This window comes from Nostoc sp., assembly GCF_036917575.1.
GTDB lineage: Bacteria > Cyanobacteriota > Cyanobacteriia > Cyanobacteriales > Nostocaceae > Nostoc.
The window spans coordinates 127,849-148,149 of record NZ_JBALDC010000061.1 but is presented as its reverse complement, the minus strand read 5'-3'; the positions used below and the strand labels follow the sequence as shown (position 1 = coordinate 148,149).

The 20,301-nt window shown below is 42.4% G+C and carries 19 protein-coding genes and 1 pseudogene; 14 read left to right on the top strand and 6 right to left on the bottom strand.

The genetic code is table 11. From position 1 onward, the window contains the following. Positions 1-448: 448 nt before the first annotated feature. The 4 genes from V7K79_RS18425 to V7K79_RS18410 all read left to right on the top strand — a co-directional run bounded on the left by V7K79_RS18425 (position 449) and on the right by V7K79_RS18410 (position 2,737). Positions 449-775: a hypothetical protein gene (locus tag V7K79_RS18425; RefSeq protein ID WP_335049438.1), complete on the top strand. Its 327-nt coding sequence runs from the start codon at positions 449-451 to the stop codon at positions 773-775. Beyond that, on the top strand, positions 763-993 hold the full coding sequence (locus V7K79_RS18420) for an SDR family NAD(P)-dependent oxidoreductase (protein WP_335049437.1): 231 nt from the start codon (positions 763-765) through the stop codon (positions 991-993). The genes V7K79_RS18425 and V7K79_RS18420 overlap by 13 nt, the downstream gene beginning before the upstream one ends. A gap of 48 nt (positions 994-1,041) precedes the next feature. Further along, a complete protein-coding gene (locus tag V7K79_RS18415; protein ID WP_335049436.1) occupies positions 1,042-1,212 on the top strand; it encodes a hypothetical protein in 171 nt (56 codons plus the stop codon). A gap of 214 nt (positions 1,213-1,426) precedes the next feature. Beyond that, positions 1,427-2,737 (top strand): glycosyltransferase, encoded by a 1,311-nt coding sequence (locus tag V7K79_RS18410; protein ID WP_335049435.1) that lies wholly within the window; start codon positions 1,427-1,429, stop codon positions 2,735-2,737. 169 nt (positions 2,738-2,906) lie between these two features. Here V7K79_RS18410 and V7K79_RS18405 read toward each other — a convergent pair whose 3' ends face one another. Next, positions 2,907-4,409 carry an aromatic ring-hydroxylating dioxygenase subunit alpha gene (locus V7K79_RS18405; RefSeq protein ID WP_335049434.1) on the bottom strand — a complete coding sequence of 501 codons (1,503 nt, stop codon included), beginning with the start codon at positions 4,407-4,409 and terminating at the stop codon, positions 2,907-2,909. A gap of 374 nt (positions 4,410-4,783) precedes the next feature. Here V7K79_RS18405 and V7K79_RS18400 point away from each other — a divergent pair, with 374 nt between their 5' ends. Together V7K79_RS18400 and V7K79_RS18395 are read left to right on the top strand one after the other, a co-directional pair. After that, complete coding sequence (locus V7K79_RS18400) at positions 4,784-5,200, top strand: Y-family DNA polymerase (protein ID WP_335049433.1); 417 nt, start codon at positions 4,784-4,786, stop codon at positions 5,198-5,200. A 97-nt stretch (positions 5,201-5,297) separates the two neighbouring features. Further along, on the top strand, positions 5,298-5,957 hold the full coding sequence (locus V7K79_RS18395; RefSeq protein WP_335049432.1) for a DinB/UmuC family translesion DNA polymerase: 660 nt from the start codon (positions 5,298-5,300) through the stop codon (positions 5,955-5,957). Here V7K79_RS18395 and V7K79_RS18390 read toward each other — a convergent pair. Both V7K79_RS18390 and V7K79_RS18385 read right to left on the bottom strand, forming a co-directional pair. Beyond that, positions 5,928-6,131, bottom strand: coding sequence for a CopG family transcriptional regulator (locus V7K79_RS18390; RefSeq protein ID WP_335049431.1), 204 nt, complete (start codon positions 6,129-6,131; stop codon positions 5,928-5,930). The two genes, V7K79_RS18395 and V7K79_RS18390, sit on opposite strands and share 30 nt — an antisense overlap. 648 nt (positions 6,132-6,779) lie before the next feature. Further along, positions 6,780-7,046: a hypothetical protein gene (locus V7K79_RS18385; RefSeq protein ID WP_335049430.1), complete on the bottom strand. Its 267-nt coding sequence runs from the start codon at positions 7,044-7,046 to the stop codon at positions 6,780-6,782. Positions 7,047-7,338: 292 nt separating this feature from the next. Here V7K79_RS18385 and V7K79_RS18380 point away from each other — a divergent pair, with 292 nt between their 5' ends. Together V7K79_RS18380 and V7K79_RS18375 are read left to right on the top strand one after the other, a co-directional pair. Beyond that, positions 7,339-8,679, top strand: coding sequence for a hemolysin family protein (locus V7K79_RS18380; protein WP_335049429.1), 1,341 nt, complete (start codon positions 7,339-7,341; stop codon positions 8,677-8,679). Positions 8,680-9,171: 492 nt separating this feature from the next. Next, on the top strand, positions 9,172-9,339 hold the full coding sequence (locus V7K79_RS18375; protein WP_335049428.1) for a hypothetical protein: 168 nt from the start codon (positions 9,172-9,174) through the stop codon (positions 9,337-9,339). Here V7K79_RS18375 and V7K79_RS18370 read toward each other — a convergent pair. Both V7K79_RS18370 and V7K79_RS18365 read right to left on the bottom strand, forming a co-directional pair. Next, positions 9,340-9,585, bottom strand: a pseudogene (locus V7K79_RS18370) (DUF1392 family protein); the annotation flags it as partial. Positions 9,586-9,722: 137 nt separating this feature from the next. Further along, a complete protein-coding gene (locus V7K79_RS18365) occupies positions 9,723-9,899 on the bottom strand; it encodes a hypothetical protein (RefSeq protein ID WP_335049427.1) in 177 nt (58 codons plus the stop codon). Positions 9,900-10,290: 391 nt separating this feature from the next. Here V7K79_RS18365 and xseA point away from each other — a divergent pair, with 391 nt between their 5' ends. From xseA to V7K79_RS18335, 6 genes are all read left to right on the top strand, one after another. Further along, a complete protein-coding gene (xseA, locus tag V7K79_RS18360) occupies positions 10,291-11,559 on the top strand; it encodes an exodeoxyribonuclease VII large subunit (protein ID WP_335049426.1) in 1,269 nt (422 codons plus the stop codon). Beyond that, positions 11,552-11,779 (top strand): exodeoxyribonuclease VII small subunit, encoded by a 228-nt coding sequence (xseB, locus tag V7K79_RS18355; protein ID WP_335049425.1) that lies wholly within the window; start codon positions 11,552-11,554, stop codon positions 11,777-11,779. The genes xseA and xseB overlap by 8 nt, the downstream gene beginning before the upstream one ends. A gap of 270 nt (positions 11,780-12,049) precedes the next feature. Beyond that, a complete protein-coding gene (locus V7K79_RS18350) occupies positions 12,050-14,305 on the top strand; it encodes an ATP-binding protein (protein WP_335049424.1) in 2,256 nt (751 codons plus the stop codon). Next, complete coding sequence (locus tag V7K79_RS18345; RefSeq protein WP_335049423.1) at positions 14,302-14,775, top strand: response regulator; 474 nt, start codon at positions 14,302-14,304, stop codon at positions 14,773-14,775. The genes V7K79_RS18350 and V7K79_RS18345 overlap by 4 nt, the downstream gene beginning before the upstream one ends. 2 nt (positions 14,776-14,777) lie before the next feature. After that, positions 14,778-15,020 carry a hypothetical protein gene (locus V7K79_RS18340; RefSeq protein WP_335049422.1) on the top strand — a complete coding sequence of 81 codons (243 nt, stop codon included), beginning with the start codon at positions 14,778-14,780 and terminating at the stop codon, positions 15,018-15,020. Positions 15,021-15,254: 234 nt separating this feature from the next. Continuing rightward, entirely contained in the window at positions 15,255-18,614 is a 3,360-nt protein-coding gene (locus V7K79_RS18335; RefSeq protein WP_335049421.1) for a response regulator, read from the top strand. 9 nt (positions 18,615-18,623) lie between these two features. Here V7K79_RS18335 and V7K79_RS18330 read toward each other — a convergent pair whose 3' ends face one another. Then, positions 18,624-19,634 (bottom strand): chemotaxis protein CheB, encoded by a 1,011-nt coding sequence (locus tag V7K79_RS18330; protein WP_335049420.1) that lies wholly within the window; start codon positions 19,632-19,634, stop codon positions 18,624-18,626. Positions 19,635-20,301 lie beyond the last annotated feature (667 nt).

Below are 20,301 nucleotides of genomic sequence, written 5' to 3'. Positions count from 1 at the left end.
CTAGAACAAAGGGTTGAGCATCCGGCCGCTAAATGCAATAAATTTTCTCATTTACAATTAACTTATTAGTTTCGTTCATTTAGATTAATCTCCTCTAAAAACTCTATTTGTTGCGGGATAGCAGACTTAATTTCAATACATCCCAAGAGTAAATTTCATTCTTTGGATATCAAGCTTTACCAGAATCACAACAACCTATAAACTATGGTGAAGCGTTATCAGATAACCTAGCTTGATGTATTACTCATGTATGAATTAACAACCAAAATAGAAGTACTACTTTGGGAACTAGATAAAAATCTAGAATTGAGTTATGAAAAAATTTATGATATTCTTGACAAATAATATCACTTGAATGCTAATTCCATAGGAAAAGCTTTGAATTGTAAATGCCCATTTGCCTTGACTGGCTTCATTAGCGAATTAGAATCACCAGAACTTTCTACTTATGAGTATAGATAATTGGCGTATACGGACATCTGAAGAGAAAGAGCAGCTTCGAGAAAAAATTTGCAACTTGCTAATTGATGGCACATTAAGAAATTATAAAGAGATTGAAGAAGAATTAGGAATAAAAAATGTAACATTTGAATTAGATCGCCTAATTCATTTAGAAGAAATCGACTTCACATTCATTAACGGATTTCGTGCTTACGGCCAGGAACCATTCAGCCCTATAGTGAAAGACAGACTGTTTTACAAACCAATAACGGTGATTTTCTCATTCCTGGGCAAGAAATTCATCGCTTGGGTTTATGGCGAATGCAACGGTTAGGTCTGTTGTGGGGTCAAAAGGCAACTGCCCAAGCTGACCAATCGTTTATGAATAATACTCAATATAAAGGAATTATTGGAGTTATTAAGCTAGTGAATATAATTCGTCATTTTGTACCAGCAATGGTGAAAAATAAACAGGGTATTATTGTTAACTTTAGTTCTGGCTGGGGACGTTCGACTTCAGCCCAAGTAGCACCATACTGTGCTTCTAAGTAGGCAATAGAAGGATTAACTCGTTCTTTAGCATAAGAATTGCCGAATGGTATGGCAGCTATGCCCCTCAATCCGGGGATTATTCATACTGATATGCTCTCTATTAGCTTTAGAAAAGAAGCTGCTAATTATACACCCGTGTCCGATTGGGTATTGAAAGCTGTTCCGTTTATTCTCAAGTTAAAACCCAAAGATAACGGTATTCCCAAAACCCTTTCATGAAATTGATCATGCGTGAATTGTTTTGACTGTATATTAACTAATGCAACAGCGATCGCAATTGGCTCAATGTGGTTGAGTTAAGAAAATTCCTCTGTGTAAGTAAGGGAACGGGGAGAGAAAAAACAGGCTGATCTCAACTGTATTAGCTTATCGCTTAGAGGCACAAGAAATTAGTACAATTTTTGGATACTTACGTTTTCAGCAGGAAAAAGATTTGAGCCAAAGTCTACCTATAGCACCAAGCCGAAAACTGAAGATTACGATATTAACCGTAGGTTCAAGGGGAGACTTGCAACCTTATTGTGCTTTGGCTATTGGTTTGAAGCGTGCGGGGCATGAAGTAACGCTGGCAACGCATGAGAACTTTGAGCCATTTGTGAGGAAGTTCGATTTAAAGTTTGCAGCGATCGCTGGCAATATGGAAGAGTTTCTGCAATCCAAACAAGGGCAGCGATTGATTGCGGGAGAAAAATTGAAGCCAGAAGAGAGAGATAAGCTTTTACTTGAACAGTTGGAATCAGCTTGGAGTGCGTGTGTTGGAAGTGAAGTGATTATATATACGCCGCTAGCTACTTTTGGATATCACATTGCAGAGAAATTAGGCGTACCTTGCTTTTTCGCATCAGTTATGCCGTTGACTCCCACAGGGATGTTTGGGTTTTTAAGATTTGGTCAGATAACTAAAAACCCATTAAAGAAAGCAATCAACTATGGCAGCTACTTGCTAATAGAGTTTTTGTACTGGCAAAGATACCGGAAACTGCTCAATCATTTCAGAACGGAAACTTTGAAATTGCCGCCTTTGCCATATTTAGGCAGACGCTTCAGACAAAAAACTCCGGCAAATGTATCACGAATCCCGGTACTATATGGATTTAGTTCACACGTAATCCCAAAACCAAAAGACTGGCCGCATTGGACGTATGTGACTGGTTTTTGGTTTATTGACCAAGCCTCCGAATACGAGCCACCTCTGGAACTAGAGGATTTTCTTGGACGAAAGCAATTACCTTTGTGTTTTGGATTTGGCAGCATGACGATGGCTAATCCAGAATATCTCACACACTACATCGTAGAAGCCTTAAAGAAAACCCATCAAGGCGGCATCATATTGTCAGGTTGGGGGGACGTTGGAAGAACAGTGAATATAAAAGATTCGCTACGAGTGTTTGTGATCAAGGAAGTTCCTCATGATTGGTTATTTCCTCAAGTGCCAGCAGTAGTACATCATGGAGGAGCTAGTACAACGGCGGCAGTGTTACGTGCGGGGATACCATCAGTTACCGTACCCTTTTTTGCAGATCAGCCAGTTTGGGGTGAAAAGCTAACCCGACTGGGAGTCAGCCCTGCACCAATACCATATAAGAAATTATCACAAGAAGCTTTGGCAGAGGCTATTGAAGTTGTACTAGGCAATGAGGTGATGAAGAAGAAAGCCCAAGAGTTAGGACAGAAGTTAAGAGGTGAAGATGGAGTAACAAATGCCGTTGAAGCATTTCATCGGTATTTGGGGTTAATTGAGTAAAATATTTCTGGACTAATCTGCTAGTCATAGCAATAGGCGAAACTATTGGCATCTCTCGAACGGGGTACAACTTGGTTTGGAAGTTTGGAATTCAAAAGGCTCAGTTGGCTGGACGCTCCTGCCAACTGAGCCTTTTGAATAAATTTTCTTAGGACTTACCTTGAGTAGATTAATCATTGTGTGTGTGTTCAAACTCGTAAACGTAAAATAGGCGACTAAATTTATTAAGCAAGTATCCTAGAAGTACAAATGATGTTGCACCCCCAAGCGCCCACCAGAATCCTGTATGAGGAAAAACCGTTAAAAGTGACGCGGGCATTTGGTTTGCAGATGTTAATGCAGCTTTTACCGCTATGGCCCTTGCATCAAGAATTACAGCAACACATAAGCATAATATAGATAACCCGTAAGCCAACACCCGTAGACGTTTGATATTTTTCAAAGCATCTTTGCAAACTTGGCAATGTTGGGTATGAGTTGTCCAGACATCAAAAAGCTTTTGTTTGTCTAATTCCAGCAAGGGAAGATCGGTATTACACCCCAAAGCCCAAGGAATACTACCTCCAGCTTTTTTCTCCAACCACTGGCGAAATGTAATTACCATTTTATCTTGAGGATTGGGTGTATAAACTGCGTTTACCCATTGGCCCTTTTGGCGTTTAGCTAGAATATTCTGTTGATAATGAAGAAATACTAAGTCTTGGTGTAAGAACAAGGATGACAAAACATGTCCTAGCCAAGTTGGCATTGGTAGCCCAAAGACTCCTAATCCTTTAGGTGTCTTACCCATCTCGTTCTTAACTAAGACCTGGCAGCCAATATGACGACACCATCCTGGACGTGTAGGACTAGCATACAATGCCAAGATCAGCTTCCCACCATCTTTGGAAGTAGAAACAATTCTCATCTGACAAGGTGGTTGGAAGTCGTGAATTGCTTGCGAGATCGTGGGAGCAGTCGGTGTAATTTCAAAAGAAAATCCTTCTTGAGTAGACATTTGCTTGATGCAAACCATATCGTAGTAATTAGCATCTTTATAGCGATTGCCAACTAGACCGTGGTGGGAAACAGGGACATGGGCTGGGTCAGCTACATTTTCCATAAAAAAGTCCCATCCATAGGGTAGGTCACGTATATTCCAAAATAGATGAACTACTCTGTCGGAGTTTTCTTCAAGTTCTGGAATAATTCGTGGTGTCCTCAATTGACTTTCAAGCTGTGCATCAGAACCAGACTCAGCCCAAACCCACAATAAACCCTGCCGTTCTTGTGTTGGATAACTAATTGCAGATGACTTTGAATTTGAGCAGTGCTTCTTTGATGTCTCCTGATCTTTCGACTGGGGAATGCTCACACAGTTTCCCTGCGAATCAAAACGCCAAGCATGATAAGCACATAAAAGTGTGCCATCAGGCTCAACACGCCCTTCTGAAAGAGGAGCTAGTCGATGGGGGCAACAATCTTCAAAGCAAGACCATTTACTCAAACTGTCTCGCCACAAGACTAAATCTTTTCCTAATAACTGTATTGCATGTGGGCGAGATGGATCTAGAAAATTCACAACTGCTACTGGATACCACTGCTTTGTCCATTGAAATACTTCTTCTTTGTTTTGATTCAATGGAATGCTTGCGTTATCCATATTCCCTTGAAAATCTATTTTAGTGGTCATGTGTGTTCTTTTATGTTTTTGAACTAATTAAGTTAGAGCTGTTTAATATTTAATATAGTTGCAATTCCAGGTATGTTCTTTTCTACTTAAAAAACTTTCTTCGCTTGCCTGATGGCATAAAAACTATGTATCCCTTCAAACACCCCTTCAAGAGATAGTTGCTCAAAACGACAGCAGTTAGTGAAAGTCCCATTGCAGTTTGACGCATTAGTTGAAAAGTAATTACAACTAGGCTATTAACAGGTAATAAATTATACTTTAATGGTGAAGTTGAATGCAGATACGGTAATTTTATCTCTCAACTAGTGCTAGTGTACTATAAAAGTGATATTGCATTTACTTTCTTGAAAATGATGTAAAAAGCGAGACTGCTTGTGACAAAGCTACGTTTGAGACAACAATCTGCCGCTATAACTAGGAAAATAATTCATGTAGATATGGACGCTTTCTACGCATCAGTAGAACAGCGAGATAACCCTAGCTACCGAGGAAAACCGTTAGTCGTCGGTGGCAGCCCCAATCAACGAGGCGTGGTTGCAGCAGCGAGTTATGAAGCGAGGAAATTCGGTATTCACTCAGCGATGCCTTCAATAACAGCGATTGTCTTTGACGTTGCCGCAGGCATCGCTAAATGTCCTGAGCTTATCTTTGTTAGACCAAGATTCGACGTTTACCGAGAGATTTCTACAGCAATCCATGCCATATTCAAACGCTACACTGATTTGGTGGAAGGGGTTGCAATGGAAGAAGCATATTTAGATGTGACGGAGAATAAGCAGAATATAACCTAGTCCTCTACAATCGCAAGACATATCAAAACTGCAATTGTCCAGGAAACTCAGTTGACGCCAACCGCAGGCGTGTCGATTAACAAGTTTAAAAGCAAAAATGGCATCAGGGCAGAACAAGCCCAATAGGTTGACAGTCATTTTACCGGAGGATGCAATCGCCTTTGTAGAGCAGCTGCCAATTGAAAAGTTTCACGGTATTGGAGAGGTAACGGCAACTAAGATGCATTCGCTCGCCATTCATACTGGCGCAGATTTGAAGCAGCGTTCGTCTCTGACGTTGCCGGAGGCATCGCTTAGTGAGTTGACACACCACTTTGGGAAAGCTGGGCAATATTACCACAAAATTGCTAGGGCAGAAGATGGCCGCCCAGTTGAGGCGAATCGAGTTCGTAAGTCGATTGGTGCAGAAAATTCGTTTGCAAATGACTTAAGCGATATTGGTCAGATGTTGCAAGAACTCGACCAGATTGCCCAAATTGTAGAGCAACGGTTAGAGCAGCATGAAACGCGAGGACGCACATTAACTCTGAAAGTCAAGTTTTCTGACTATCATCAGATAACCCGCAGTAAGACAATGTTTACTCCCATTAGTGAACTCTCTACGATTTTTGAGATAGCCAAAACACTGTTTTTATCAATTGAACTGGAGAATCGTAGTGTCAGATTGTTGGGGATTTCGTTGTCTAACCTTGATAACGCCAAACAAACCCAAGCGATTCAATTGCCATTATTTCAGAATGGGAACATCATATTTTAGGGTAGGTGTAGTCTGTTCAAACGCTGACAACTCGGTTATTGTCAAAGAGCGAATCAACTCCCGAATCACATCAGTTGCAGGTCTACCTGTACTTGCACAATATTTTTCAAGTTTTTCGCTTTCAGCTGATGCAAGATTTATTGTGATTCGTTTGACAGCCCATTTTTTGTTCATAACTTGCAATATTTATCAAATTTAATGAATTATTTAGACTTTAAATGCCAAGTGCAATACTTAACAAATATATAGATGTTAACCACAGCATACTTGCCGTAAAACTATTTTTAGCACATCCCTCCCCAGAGTACTTACTTGTAATCCAAAACTTTACTGATAAATCATCTATATGAACTTTATTTTTGGTAAATATTGTTAAGTAAAGCGCAATTGGAGTGAGTCTTGCAAGAGGCGTATAATCAGCAAGTATTGCCAATTGAACTTAGTAAACCTAATCTTCATACAATTGCATCTAATATTCATTTGCTCTTTACCCAAAGGTGAAATTGATTAACTACTCTGGATATAGACTTTCATTCAAGCACTATATTTAACTCTATAACTTAACGAAACCTTAATGCCTCTAGAAAATTTTCTAGAAGCATTAAGGTTTAATAATTTTGGTTCTTCAGTAGCTGTTATGCCAAATTATTAGTTAGATATCAAAACTAGGCTCGACAATAAAGTTCAAAAGCCCAAATCAGTGCTGAAACCCCATAAATAACTAGTAAATAATGTTTATTTGTCTTGCCTAGTAAGCGTTTCATGGCTTTTTTGAAGTTAATTTAGCATGATATATTAATTTTTATTCAGTCAGAGCTTAATTTACCCGCAGTAATCATCAACCCTCAACTCGCGCCACACGTCAGACGGTTGCCAACTCTGGGTGGCAACAGAGCGTAGGGGGCGATAGTGTTCTGAAATGTATTCGGATTCGGAAACGTAGTTTTCAATGTACACAGGTGGATTTGGTTCAATCACTGTTTCAGGAATATTTTGGCTCTCAGGCATCTCAATGGGTTCAGTCGGCGATGGGGTTACTTCTGTTTTCTTGCGAACTGGGTTAGAGGTTTTTTTGATGAGTCGTTTCATATCTATAGGAATCATTCGGCTCTACACAAAGAATGGATATCCCAGAATACAGTAAGTTATCAAGGAATCCGAGACATTTTACCGTCAAGTTTGCCTGAACACGGATTACTTTTCGGGGACGGGACGGAGCGTGATGCCGAAGGCGGGCTATTCGGCATTGCTCTAACTTTATGATCTGTTTACCTATATATCCAAAGAATATTTGCCGATCAATGGTCGGCAAATAGGTAGGAATTAGCGTTGACAAAATAATCGCGGTAGTAATTAGGATCAAAGGCTACAATAGATAGTCATGAACAGTCCATTGACTTGGCTTACTGCGGGCAAATTGCTATCGGTGATTTTCTTGGTTTTAGCCAACGGGTTCTTTGTCGCAGCTGAATTTGCCTTAGTTGCGCTTCGCCGTAGTCGTGTCGAGCAGTTGGTTATCCAAGCTCATCCCCGTGCAAAAGCTTTACAACGGGCAGTAAATAACTTGGATGCTTATCTAGCAGCGACCCAACTTGGTGTTACCATATCCTCTTTGGGCTTAGGTTGGCTTGGAGAACCAGCGATTGCAGTACTGGTCGAACCTGCTTTCCACTGGCTGCCAAAATCTTTATCGCAAACCAGCGCCCATACATTATCAGTAGTGATTGCCTTTACAATCATCACGTCTCTCCACATCGTCTTAGGAGAATTGGCTCCGAAAAGTTTAGCGCTCCAGCGCACGGAAAGAACAGCCTTCGCGGTTATAAATCTTTTAGAACTATACTTAGTGATATTTCGTCCTGCTGTCCAAGCTTTGAATAATTTAGGAAATTTCGTTCTTAAGCTTATAGGTTTGGAACCAGGAAGTAGCGAAGAATTGCTTCATTCAACTGAAGAATTGAAACTTTTAGTGGCAGCTAGCCATGAAGCCGGTCTGTTAGGAGAAGCCGAACAAGACGTAGTAGAGCGAGTGTTTAGCATTGGCAACAGACAAGTCAGTGCATTTATGACACCACGCACAGAGATGGTTTGGCTTGATATTGATGAACCATTGTCAAAAATCCGCAGCCAAGTCATTGAAAGTATTCATTCATTCTTCCCAGTTGCTCAACAGAGCATTGATAACTTATTAGGTATTGTGCAAACCAAAGAATTTTTAGCCCAAAATCCAACCCAAGCCATTGAATTGCAAGCTTTACTAAAGCCACTTTTATATGTGCCGGAAAGCATGAAGGCTTTGAACCTCTTAGAGTTATTTAAGAAATCTGGGACTCACTTAGCTTTAATCGTAGATGAATATGGTGTGACACAAGGCTTGGTGACAATCACTGATATTGTGGAAGCGATAGTAGGTGATATCCCAACCAGTGAAGAACTAGCTGATCCCGATATAGTGCAACGTGAAGATGGGTCTTGGTTGTTAGATGGACTGTTGCCAATTGATGAATTGAAAGAAATTTTAGACATCAGAAAGTTGTTACCAGGGGCAGGGATTAACTATCAAACTTTAGGGGGATTTGTCGTTAACCAGCTAGGGCATATTCCCTTGGTCGCTGAACATTTTGAGTGGGCGGGATTACGTTTTGAAGTAGTTAGTATGGATGGAAACCGAGTAGATAAAGTGTTGGTTGTGCCAATGCATCTGCAAAGCACAGTACAGTAAAAACTCCTCTAATTCCCAGTAGCCTTTGACAATCTCCGGTTGCTACTAGTGATCAACTTTTATTTTCGACTTGCACAAGTGTTCTGAGAAAGCAACGCGAAAAAGTGAGAGAGTCGTGAAATGAGCTTTCTTAAGCAGGGGGAGTAAAGAGAAACTTTTAGTAATTTTTACTACTAAAATACTTCAAAATACACTTGTTTCTTTCTCTGCTCCTGCCTCAAGAGCTTACCCATCTCACTGTTGAAGTATTGCTCCCGTGTTCTGATACCTATGGCAATCTCTGAGCGTGTACGCACATCTGCAATGATCTCCACATTTTTCCAGGTGGGAGAAGCAAAACTTGTTGCCAGGGCTATAGCTGTGATTTAATACCTGTGGCAGTTATTGGGTGAATATTACTCACTCGCAGGAGAGACTTATTTGTTTTCCGGTCGCAGTGATGATGCTTATTGAGCGACAGTTTATAATATTTTATAAAGATGATTAAGAAAAATGATTAAGCCGAAAAATGTGTATCGCGGACACTCAATGGAAAAAGTTGGTCACGGTAAAAGAGCAGTGTTTAAAACAACTATCAACGAAAAAGAATGGTCTGCCGTGACTGAATTAGAGGTAAAAACAGCAATTGATGCTTGGATTGATGAAGGAATAGAGCTTTAGTTATTGCATACATAGCTTAAAAATGCCCTGAATAATCCGAATTGGTGGCCCATCTAATGACAACCGAAATTCGACCAACTCACCGAGTCGAAACACAGGTTTTTCTTTGGTGTTCGATTGTAAGTTACCTGTGCTAATAAGTTCACTTTCTAAAACAGTAATGTTGTTATGAAGAGTGAAGATTTCGTATTTCCAGCCACGTTCTGACCATTCAACTCCAGTGCAATAACCGAAAGCTTTGGCAGATTTAACATGAACCTATCCCACTAATAAAATCCTTTGAACCCAGATATGGATAGAATCTATCCCACTATTCTAAAAATCCCTACTTCTGTTTCGTAAAATGTGCTGGAAAACCTTGATTTTTCGTTTTTAGTTCTCAATCAGCTTAAACTTTTTAGCACAAATTTTATTAGTGAGATAGGTTCAGTATATCCTCTTTTTTCCATCGCCTCAGCAACAATTTCATCAACAATTTCTGTGACATCCGCATACAATCCCATTAATGGATCTTTTTTCTCCTGAATTTCTGCTAAACGTTCAATTACATCAGTAATCAATTCTGATAGAGTTGATTAATTGACTATTGCCAAAGTTTTTGCTCGCTCAAAAGTGAGTTTATCTAGTTCAAGTTCTATCTTTTCCATGATAATTTTAAACTCCCATATAAATTATTAGGGTTTATTAGTTTAGTGTAACTCAGCATTAATGGCGGTGCAGTGAAGCACCAATATTTGTTAAAAGTACAGAATTGTTTATTTGTAATGAATAAATCGGTGAATAAGTTTCTTCTCTACCTATTAAACTTAAACAATTCCTTGCATAATTTACAAAATTCATTTATGTCTAATGAAACTTTGAAATATTTCCAATTTGATAATTAAACACAATAGCTATCAATTAACGTTATTTGCTAAGATTTGACTAGGTTTTTGCTCCCACGCATCTTTAATGACTCTCGACCTTTCCGACTCTCTGATTCTCGATACAGCGCTTTCAGTATCTGGATTAACTGACTATATCCGCTTGCTGTTAGAGCAAGATAAACAATTACGGCAAGTTTGGGTAACTGGCGAAGTTTCCAGTGCTAACCATCATCGCAGTGGTTTATTTTTCACGCTGCAAGATCCCGATCGCACCGCCGGAATTAAGTGTGTCGTATGGAATAGCCAATTGCCAAAACTCGCCCAGATACCCGTTCCTGGCGAACAAATAATTATTTTAGGCAGTATTCGCCTGTATCCACAACGGGGAGAGTATCAGTTATCAGTTTGGCAGACTTTACCTGCTGGTGTTGGTTTACAGGCGTTGCGCTATCAACAACTCAAAAATCGCTTGCTGGCTGAGGGGTTGTTCGACGCGCAAAGAAAGCGATCGCTCCCCACTCATCCCCAAACGATCGCTGTCGTCACTTCACCAACGGCTGCTGCTTGGGGTGATATTCAAAAAACCCTGAAGCAAAGGTATCCAGGTTTACACGTTTTGTTTTCTCCCGCTACAGTACAAGGCGAACAAGCGCCGGAATCTATCGTTAAAGCAATCGAGCGGGTAGAAAGAGATGGACGCGCCGAGGTGCTAATTTTATCGCGGGGTGGTGGCGCGGTGGAAGAGTTGGCTTGCTTTAATGATGAACGAGTGGTGCGATCGCTTGCTAGTTGTTCTATTCCTGTAATTACTGGTATCGGCCATCAACGAGATGAATCTTTAGCAGATTTAGTTGCAGATGTCTGTGTGCATACACCCACTGCGGCGGCGGAAAGAGTTGTACCAGCACTTTCAGAGTTATATACTGAGCATCGCCAGCGAGTTATCGCTTTACATGAGGCGGTACATGACTTTAGGGAAAATGCTGAGAATAAACTGCAAGTATTACAGAACCGTTTGCGACGTTTGCGGTTAGATCGGCAAGTACAGCAGGAGGTGGAAAAGCTTGCTTGGAAACGTCAGCATTTGGTGCAAATTACGACGGGGCGATCGCAGCAAGCAACGCAGCATTTAGAATTATTGCGGCAGAAGTTAGCTAGTCTTGACCCGAAAGCGGTGTTACAGCGTGGTTATGCGGTGGTGAGAAGGGAAGATGGAGCGATCGCTCGTTCGGCAACTGAATTGGTTGTGGGAGAAGAGTTAGTGATTCAGTTGGGGCAGGGTGGAGTTAAAGTGAAAGTTATGGAAATAAACGAACCGCCAAGACGCAGAGGACGCAGAGAGGCTAATGGTTAAACGTAAGGATGCTTCTACTTCTGAGGAGGGTTGGAATTATGAAGCGAAGGTTACTGAGATAGAGGGAATTATTACTCGCATTGAGGCGGGTGAGTTGGAATTGGAAGCTGTGTTTGACCAATTTGCAACTGCTGTGGAGTATTTACGTCAGTGCGAAGGTTTTTTGCAGCAGCGACAACAACAGGTAGATTTGTTGATTGAAACATTAAATCAAGAATAGAAGCTAGAGTCTGCCATTAAGGCTGAAACAGTCAAATCTCAACCCGCAGATCCCCAAATTCTTGGAAAAGTCAGGGACTTGTTTATGCGCGTTTGATTCTGGATTGCTATAGTTAAAGTATCTATTTAAAACCTGTATACTTTATAGAGACTTTTATTAGCCAGTTAAATATAATTAAAAATCTAAACAGCTAAAAATAAATAATTTGACTATATCTTAAACATTTCTGATTTCTGCCAGAGTTCTAATGAGGAGTTTAAGAAACTGAGAATGACTGATGAAATCATTGATTTGACAAACTGCGATCGCGAACCAATCCACATTCCCAATCTGATCCAGCCTCACGGGATTTTACTGGTTTTGCAAGATTCTACTTTAGAAATCCTTCAGGTGAGCAGCAACACCCAAGAAATTGTTGGCCGTCAACCTGATGAATTACTGGGGAAGTCGCTGTCAGATTTACTTGATGCCAAGCAAATCAAGCTGATTCAACAATGTCTGTCTGAGGATTTTGAAAGCGTTAATCCCCTCAATTTATCTATCAAGTATCAAAATAAATTAATTTATTTTGATGGTATTATTCATTGCTTTAATAATATAATTATTCTGGAATTAGAGCCGAAAAAAGCGAAGGGCAAAACAAACTTTTTTGACTTCTATCAACAGGCAAAAGGAAGTATCACTCGTATTCAGAAAGCACCAACGCTGCTAGAAATGTGCCAGGTTGTGGTTACAGAAGTCCGGCGAATCACTGGCTTTGATCGCGTCATGGTCTATCGATTCGATCAAGAAGGGGCAGGCAAAGTTATCGCTGAAGATACCAATCACGAAACATTCTACTTGGATTTACACTATCCGCCCTCTGACATTCCCCAGCAAGCCAGACAGCTATACAGCCTCAACTGGCTGCGGCTGATTCCAGATGCCAGCTACCACTCTGTCGCCCTAATTCCACCAAACAATCCCTTAACAAATCAACCGCTCGATTTGAGTTTATCGGTGTTACGGAGTGTTTCGCCGTTACATCTAGAATATCTGAAAAATATGGGCGTGACTGCCTCCATGTCTATTTCCCTGATACAGGATAAAAAGCTTTGGGGATTGATTGCCTGTCATCATTCCTCGCCTAAATATGTTCCTTACAATATCCGCACCATCTGCGAGTTCATTGGACAGGTGATGTCTGTGGAACTGGCAAATAAAGAAGCGAGTGAAGATATTGATTACAAAAGACAATTGAAGTCATTACAAACTCAATTTGTGGAAGGGTTATCTCAGGCTGAATATTTCTTGGATGGGATGGTGCAACTGAAATCTCAATTACTCAATCTGACCAGCGCCACGGGAGCGGTAATATGTAGTGGCGACCAGTGTATTCGAGTAGGTAAAACCCCATCAGAGTTGGAAATTCACGCCTTACTTGATTGGATTAGACCTCAATTGCATAATAACTTGTTTGAGACGCGATCGCTCACTAAAGATTACCCTGCTGCCGAGTCATATAAAGCGATCGCCAGTGGCGTTTTAGCCCTGGAAATTTCTAAAGTTCATCACGATTACATTTTCTGGTTTCGCCCAGAGGTAATTCAAACGGTGAATTGGGGCGGCAACCCCAACAAGCCTGTGGAAGTTTTCTCAGATGGCAGTTTAAGAATATCTCCTCGCAAATCCTTTGAATCATGGCAAGAAACGGTACAAGGATCTGCCTTACCTTGGAAACCGTGTGAAGTTGAAGCGGTTATTGAACTGCGAAGCCTGGTTGTGGGCGTGGTGTTGCGACAAGCAGACAAACTGGCATCGATGAATTTTGAATTGCAACGGAGTAACGAAGAACTAGATTCTTTTGCCTACGTTGCCTCCCATGACCTAAAAGAACCGCTACGGGGCATTCACAACTACGCTAACTTCTTAATGGAAGACTATGCAGATGTACTGGATGACGATGGAATTGACAAACTCCAAACCTTGGTGCGGCTGACGCAGCGAATGGAAGACTTGATCAATTCCCTGCTGCATTTCTCGCGGTTGGGACGTACTGAACTGATCCGGCAACCAGTGAATCTAAACGAGTTAGTACCGCAGATAATCACCACTTTAACTATTGCCCGACCACAGAGTAAAATTGAATTTCGGATTCCTCAACTTTTTGAGAGTATTCAATGCGATCGCACTCAGATTAATGAACTCTTCACCAACTTGATTAGCAACGCCATTAAATACAACGATAAACCGGAAAAATGGGTAGAAATTGGTTTTATCAAAGGAAATGGAGAAAAAGTTGCTTCTACTTCTTTGATTTTCTATGTTCGTGATAATGGCATTGGTATCGCCCCAGAGTATCTTGACAAAATCTTTCAAATCTTCCGCCGCTTACATGGACGGGATGACTTTGGCGGTGGGACTGGGGTAGGGTTAACCATTGCCCGCAAAATTGTCGAACGTCACGGTGGTAGAATTTGGGTGGAATCTACCCCCACTGAAGGCAGTACGTTTTATTTCACCCTGTCGGCGGAGGCAAATACATGACTCAGATTTCAGCCTCCCATATCCAGGAAATGCCACTACTTTTAATTGTCGAGGATAGCAACGAAGACTTTGAGGCACTGCAACGATTTCTAAGACGCTCTGACATTGCGTTTGCCATTGAGCGATGTGTGAATGGCGAACAAGCCTTGGCGTTTCTTTATCGCACTGGTAACTATGTGGAGCGCGAAAGTGCGCCCCGACCTGGCTTAATTGTGCTTGACTTGAACCTTCCCGGAACCGATGGACGAGAAGTGTTACGCCGGATTAAACAGGATGACAACTTGAAAATGATTCCGGTGGTGGTGTTTACTACCTCTAATAATCCTAAAGATATTGAAGTATGTTATCAATATGGTGTCAACAGCTATATTGTTAAGCCAATCAATTTTGCTCAACTGAAACGAGATATTCAGATGCTTGTAGAATATTGGTTTCAAGTGACAACGCTACCTGATTATCCAAAGGATTAATCATGAGTCCTTCGCGCACGCGAATCAAGCGATCGCCCCGTCGTTTTTCAGTTATACCAATTTTAAAAAATAATGTGACAAATAGACTACTTGTAGAGACGCGATTCATGAGCCAGCGCGTTGCGGTGAGGGGGTCGCAGTCTTGGCGGTTCCCGTCGATTGCGAACCCCCGAACCCGAAGGGGGGTTCCCACGGCAGTCGCTCTTGGGGGAAACCCCCAAGACCGCGCTGCCTCCCCGTTGTAGCGACTGGCGTCGCGTCTCTACCCAAAGATGTGTTGCAATCATTAATTGAATTGATATTACAGCAATCCTATTTTAACGAACCGCAAAGGGCGCATAGACCCAAAGTGGCTGACCGCAGGGTAGGACGCGAAGAAGGAGAATAAGCAGAAAAAAAAGAATTTTATAAATGATTTAGGATTGCTATATGCCAACCTGCAAAATGTGGGTTAACTCATCTCAATTAATTAATTCACGATGTCTCAGCAACAGCGCACTCTTTTATTTGTTGATGATTCGCCAGAGGATCGAGAACTCTATCGGCGGTATTTGCTGCGCGATCGCGAATATTCCTATACATTTTTAGAAGCAACGCTGGGGCAGCAAGGACTAGAACTTTGGCAGCAACACCAGCCCGATGCTGTATTGGTTGATTATCGGCTACCTGACCTAGACGGACTAGACTTTATAGCACAATTGCAACCCTCAATGCAACAGCCTTGCCTACCTGTGATTGTTGTTACCGGGCAGGGCAACGAGGCGATCGCAGTTAAGGCGATCAAAGCGGGCGCACAAGATTATCTTGTCAAAGAGCAAATTACCCCAGAAAAGCTGCAAACAGCGGTCAATGGGGCAATTGAAACAGTGCGGTTACGCACCCAACTACAACAGCGTATTGAACGAGAGCGCGTAATTTCACATATTACCCAGAAAATTCATCAATCGCTAAATCTGGATGAAATTCTTCAGACAACTGTAACCGAAGTGCGAGAATTTCTGCACACTGATCGCGTCTTGGTTTTTCAGTTCAAACCTGACGGAGATGGGACAGTAGTAGCAGAATCGGTTGGGATGGAGTGGCGATCGCTCCTTGAGTCCAGTGTGTACGATCCCTGCCTCGCCAAGAAATACCTAGCATCGAATCCACAAGAAATTGTCAGCAACGATCCTGCCTTTGTGGAAAATTATATGCAACCCTATTGTCAGGGTCATGTAACAGCAATATTTGATATTCAAGATAGCAGCATTGACCCATGCCACGTTCAATTGTTAACTCAGTATCAAGTAAAAGCTAATCTGGTCGTGCCGATTGTTTATGATCACCACTTTTGGGGATTGCTAATTGCTCACAACTGTGCTGGCCCAAAAAAATGGCAACCCTTAGAGATTGACTTGCTTAAAGAACTGGCGATTCAAGTTGGCATTGCAATTCGACAAGCAGAACTCTATCAGCAGGCACACAATGAACTGAACGATCGCAGACGGGTAGAAGCAGAATTACGGCAGAGCGACGAACGGCTGCGATTAGCACTATCAGCTTCTCGGATGGGAACATGGAACTGGAATATCCAGACAAAAACAGTTTCCTGGTCGGATAACATGGAAGCCTTATTTGGACTGGAAGTAGGACAGTTTGACGGCTCATTCGAGATGTTTGCCGCGCGGTTGCACCCTGACGATCGCGATCGCGTGCTGGCAGCCGTTGATCGTGCTGTCGCCAATAAAGAAGACTATGACATTGAATTTCGAGTGGTATGTAACAACGGTAAAATTCGGTGGGCACTGAGCCAGGGCAAGGTATTTTACGACCAACACGGACAACCAATTCAGATGGCTGGTATCGATTTAGATATCACCGAACGCAAACGGTCAGCCGAAGCTCTGCGCGAGAGTGAAGAATTTAAAAACTGTATTTTAGATAGCAGTTCTGACTGCATCAAGGTATTAAGCCTTGAGGGGCGGCTCTTGTACATGAATACAAGTGGACTGTCTTTGATGGAAATTGACGACTTAAATTCCTGTCTCAATACTGAATGGCTCTGTTTCTGGGAAGGCAGCGATCGGCAACAGGCACAGCAGGCACTCGCTACCGCTAAAGTAGGTGAAGTCAGCATTTTTCGCGGATACTGCCCAACTGCAAAAGGTACTCCGAAATGGTGGGAAGTGGTCGTTAGCCCGATTTTGGATGCCTCCGGGGAGTTGGAACGAATCTTATTGATTTCGCGAGACATTACCGATCGCAAAAAGATAGAACTGCTCTTGCAGGAGAGCGAAGCCCGGTTAAAATTGGCGTACAAAGCTACGGGATTGGGACTATGGGATTGGGACATTACCCGCAACAGCACTCATGTATCTCAAGAGTACGTTAATCTGTTTGGACTCGATCCAACTACAGAGAAAATCACCTATGAACTGTGGTTAAGTTTGCTGCACCCAGACGATCGCACCTTAGCCAATGAAACAGTGAGTCACACCATTGAGCAACAGCAAGAGTACTATGAAGATGATTTTCGCATTATACATCCTGATGGCATTCGCTGGTTAGCGGCTAGAGGTCAGGTTTTCTATGATGCTGCGGGCAATGCGGTACGGATGGTAGGCAACGTGCAGGATATCACCGATCGCAAACAAGCTGAAATCGAACGCGATCGCTTGTTGAAATTGGAGCAAGTAGCCAGAGCCGAAGCCGAACGCGCCAATCGCATCAAAGATGAGTTTCTGGCGATTCTCTCCCATGAATTGCGATCGCCTCTCAACCCGATTCTCGGCTGGACAAAACTGTTGCAAACCCGCAAATTTAGCGAAACCAAAACAGCTGAAGCGTTAGCCACTATTGAACGCAACGCGAAACTGCAAACTCAACTAATTGATGACTTGCTTGATGTAGCTAAGATTCTCCGGGGCAAACTCAGCATCGATGCGGCTCCTGTAAATTTGGCATTTGTGATTGAATCTGCGCTCGACACAGTAAATACAGCCGCCCTTTCCAAATCAATTGTGTTGCATTCAGTACTGCCGAATATTGGGCAAGTCTCTGGAGATTCTAACCGCCTGCAACAGATCGTTTGGAATTTACTTTCCAACGCGATCAAGTTTACCTCCAAAGGAGGACGAGTAGAAACCAGGCTAGAGCGAGTTGACGATTGGGCACAGATTATCGTTAGTGACACTGGCAAAGGCATTAACTCTGAATTTCTCCCGTATATTTTTGAGTCATTTCGTCAGGAAGATGTCTCAATTACTCGCAAGTATGGGGGATTAGGATTGGGGTTGGCGATCGTCCGGCAGTTAGTTGAGGCGCATGGCGGCACTATCACGGCTGATAGTCCTGGCGAAAACTTGGGAGCTACCTTTACAGTCCAGTTACCACTGCTGAATGTAGAACCGGAAATCAAGCAACTAGATGAGTTGCCACAACCAGCACTCGAACTCACGGGGATTCGAGTTCTCACAGTCGATGACGATCCCGATGCTCGTGAGCTATTAACAGTATTGCTTGCGGAATACGGAGCAAAAGTGCTGACTGTTGCCTCTGCTACAGAAGTATTGGCAAACTTGGAGTCTTTTAAACCCGATGTTTTAGTCAGTGACATTGGGATGCACGAAGTCGATGGCTATTCTTTGATTAAACAGATCCGCACTTTAACGCCCCAAAAAGGAGGAGAGATTCCGGCGATCGCTTTGACTGCTTATGCTAGGGTTGAGGATTCCCAGCGAGCGATCAACTGTGGCTATCAACGGCACGTTACTAAGCCCCTCGATCCAGAAGAGTTAGTTCAAGCTGTGGTGGCACTTGCACGCGGTAAACTAAACCATCCCATTCCTCAAAATGATTGAGTTTAACCTTCAATCAACACCTGGGTTTGGATTGACCTTCAAAAGTACTTCTCGAATAATGGTGGAGGACTCTTTAGCAGAGTGTGCCTCCTCTTTGAATCTTTGTGCTGCCAAGGCTTGATTGCGAGCCTCCATCCTTGAAGCCATACGATGTGATAAAGAAGCTTTCTCTTCCAATGCCCTCAAAGCGATCCATAGTGCATCGTCCACCTTATCAGACTGCGTAGCCAGCAAAGTTTCTGCTGAATAAGCATGGCCCGTGCGGCACCGGAAGCGCAACAAATTTCCCTCTTGAATTTCCCAGAGGATACCGCCGCAGTCAGGACAGCCATAGGTTGATGGTTTACCAGGTCGATTGCCTTCGTTTTCTACTGCTTCCAAATCCAATTGCGCTATTTTGGATTCAAACTCCATCTCGCTAGGTACTGGGTTTTCCGGTTGTACTTCCATTGGCGTATTAACTAAAGCTACTAAAGTAGAAGGAATATCTGAAAGTGGGAGAATATGGTCAATATCCTCTACGTTCTCGATCGCACTACGTGGCATATCAGGATACAAAGCATCGTCAGGATTTTGGACAATTGCCACACCACCCCGCATTTTTACAGCCATTAGTCCCGCCGTGCCGTCGTCAAGCATACCTGTTAGTAGCACACCTATCACTCGCTGCCCATAAGTTCGCGCTGCACTGCGAAACAATGGATCGATAGCAGGACGACAACGGTTTTCTTTTGCACCCCGCGTCAAACGCAAATATCCTTTTTCTACCAGTAAATGGTAGTCAGGCAAAGCGATATAAATCGAACTACGAACAATAGCTTCGCCGTCCTGAGCCTGAAACACTGGCAAGTTGCCAGCACGACTTAATATTTCTGGCAGAACACTTGTGCCATGACTTGATACATGAAGGACTATAATTACAGCAGCATTGAGATCGGGCGGCAAATGCTTGACTAGATAAGTCAGCGCCTCAACTCCACCTGCTGATGTTCCAACGACGATAATATTGTATTCAGGCATTAATGTAATAATCTCATAACATGGCAGAGTGGGCAGCAAAAGCAGATTTACTGCTAGTCTTGAGATTAACGCAGCCAAAAAACTTGTTTACCTAGCTTTGAGAGGATTATATTCTTCTTTGAGGAATAGACTTTTAGACAAATAAGCACGAAATGCAATTTCGCGTCTCTAAAAGGGTTTTAAAATCACGCAAAATTATTTTCCGCGATTGAAAAAATATAGCAGGAGGCAGGAGGCAGAAGGCAGGAGGCAGGAGGCAGGAGGGAAGAGGCAGAAGCCAGAAGGGAAGAGGATTTTACTTGTTTCTTCCATCCATAACGGAAGCGATCGCGTCCGTAAACAGCTTTTGTCACTCTCGGCAGAGAATAATCTGTAACTCTTGCCCAGATAGGCTTTTGGTTATAGAGCTTTGTTTGCAGGTTTCTATTAGTTTGCGATCGCTAATCTTCTCACTAAATCTATAGCCGTCTTGCTTTGTTTTTTTCAAGATATAGCAAAGTGCTGACGCTAACAGCACTCACCACTCTGCTATATCAAAAGTTTCAGCAACCAACATAGTCCTAATACCAATTTTCTAAAATGAGGCAACACATTCAAACCCCCAAACCCAGATAGAGTCTAGCTTTCTTAATTAGGAATTACCAATTGGTATAACCTATGTTTCGAC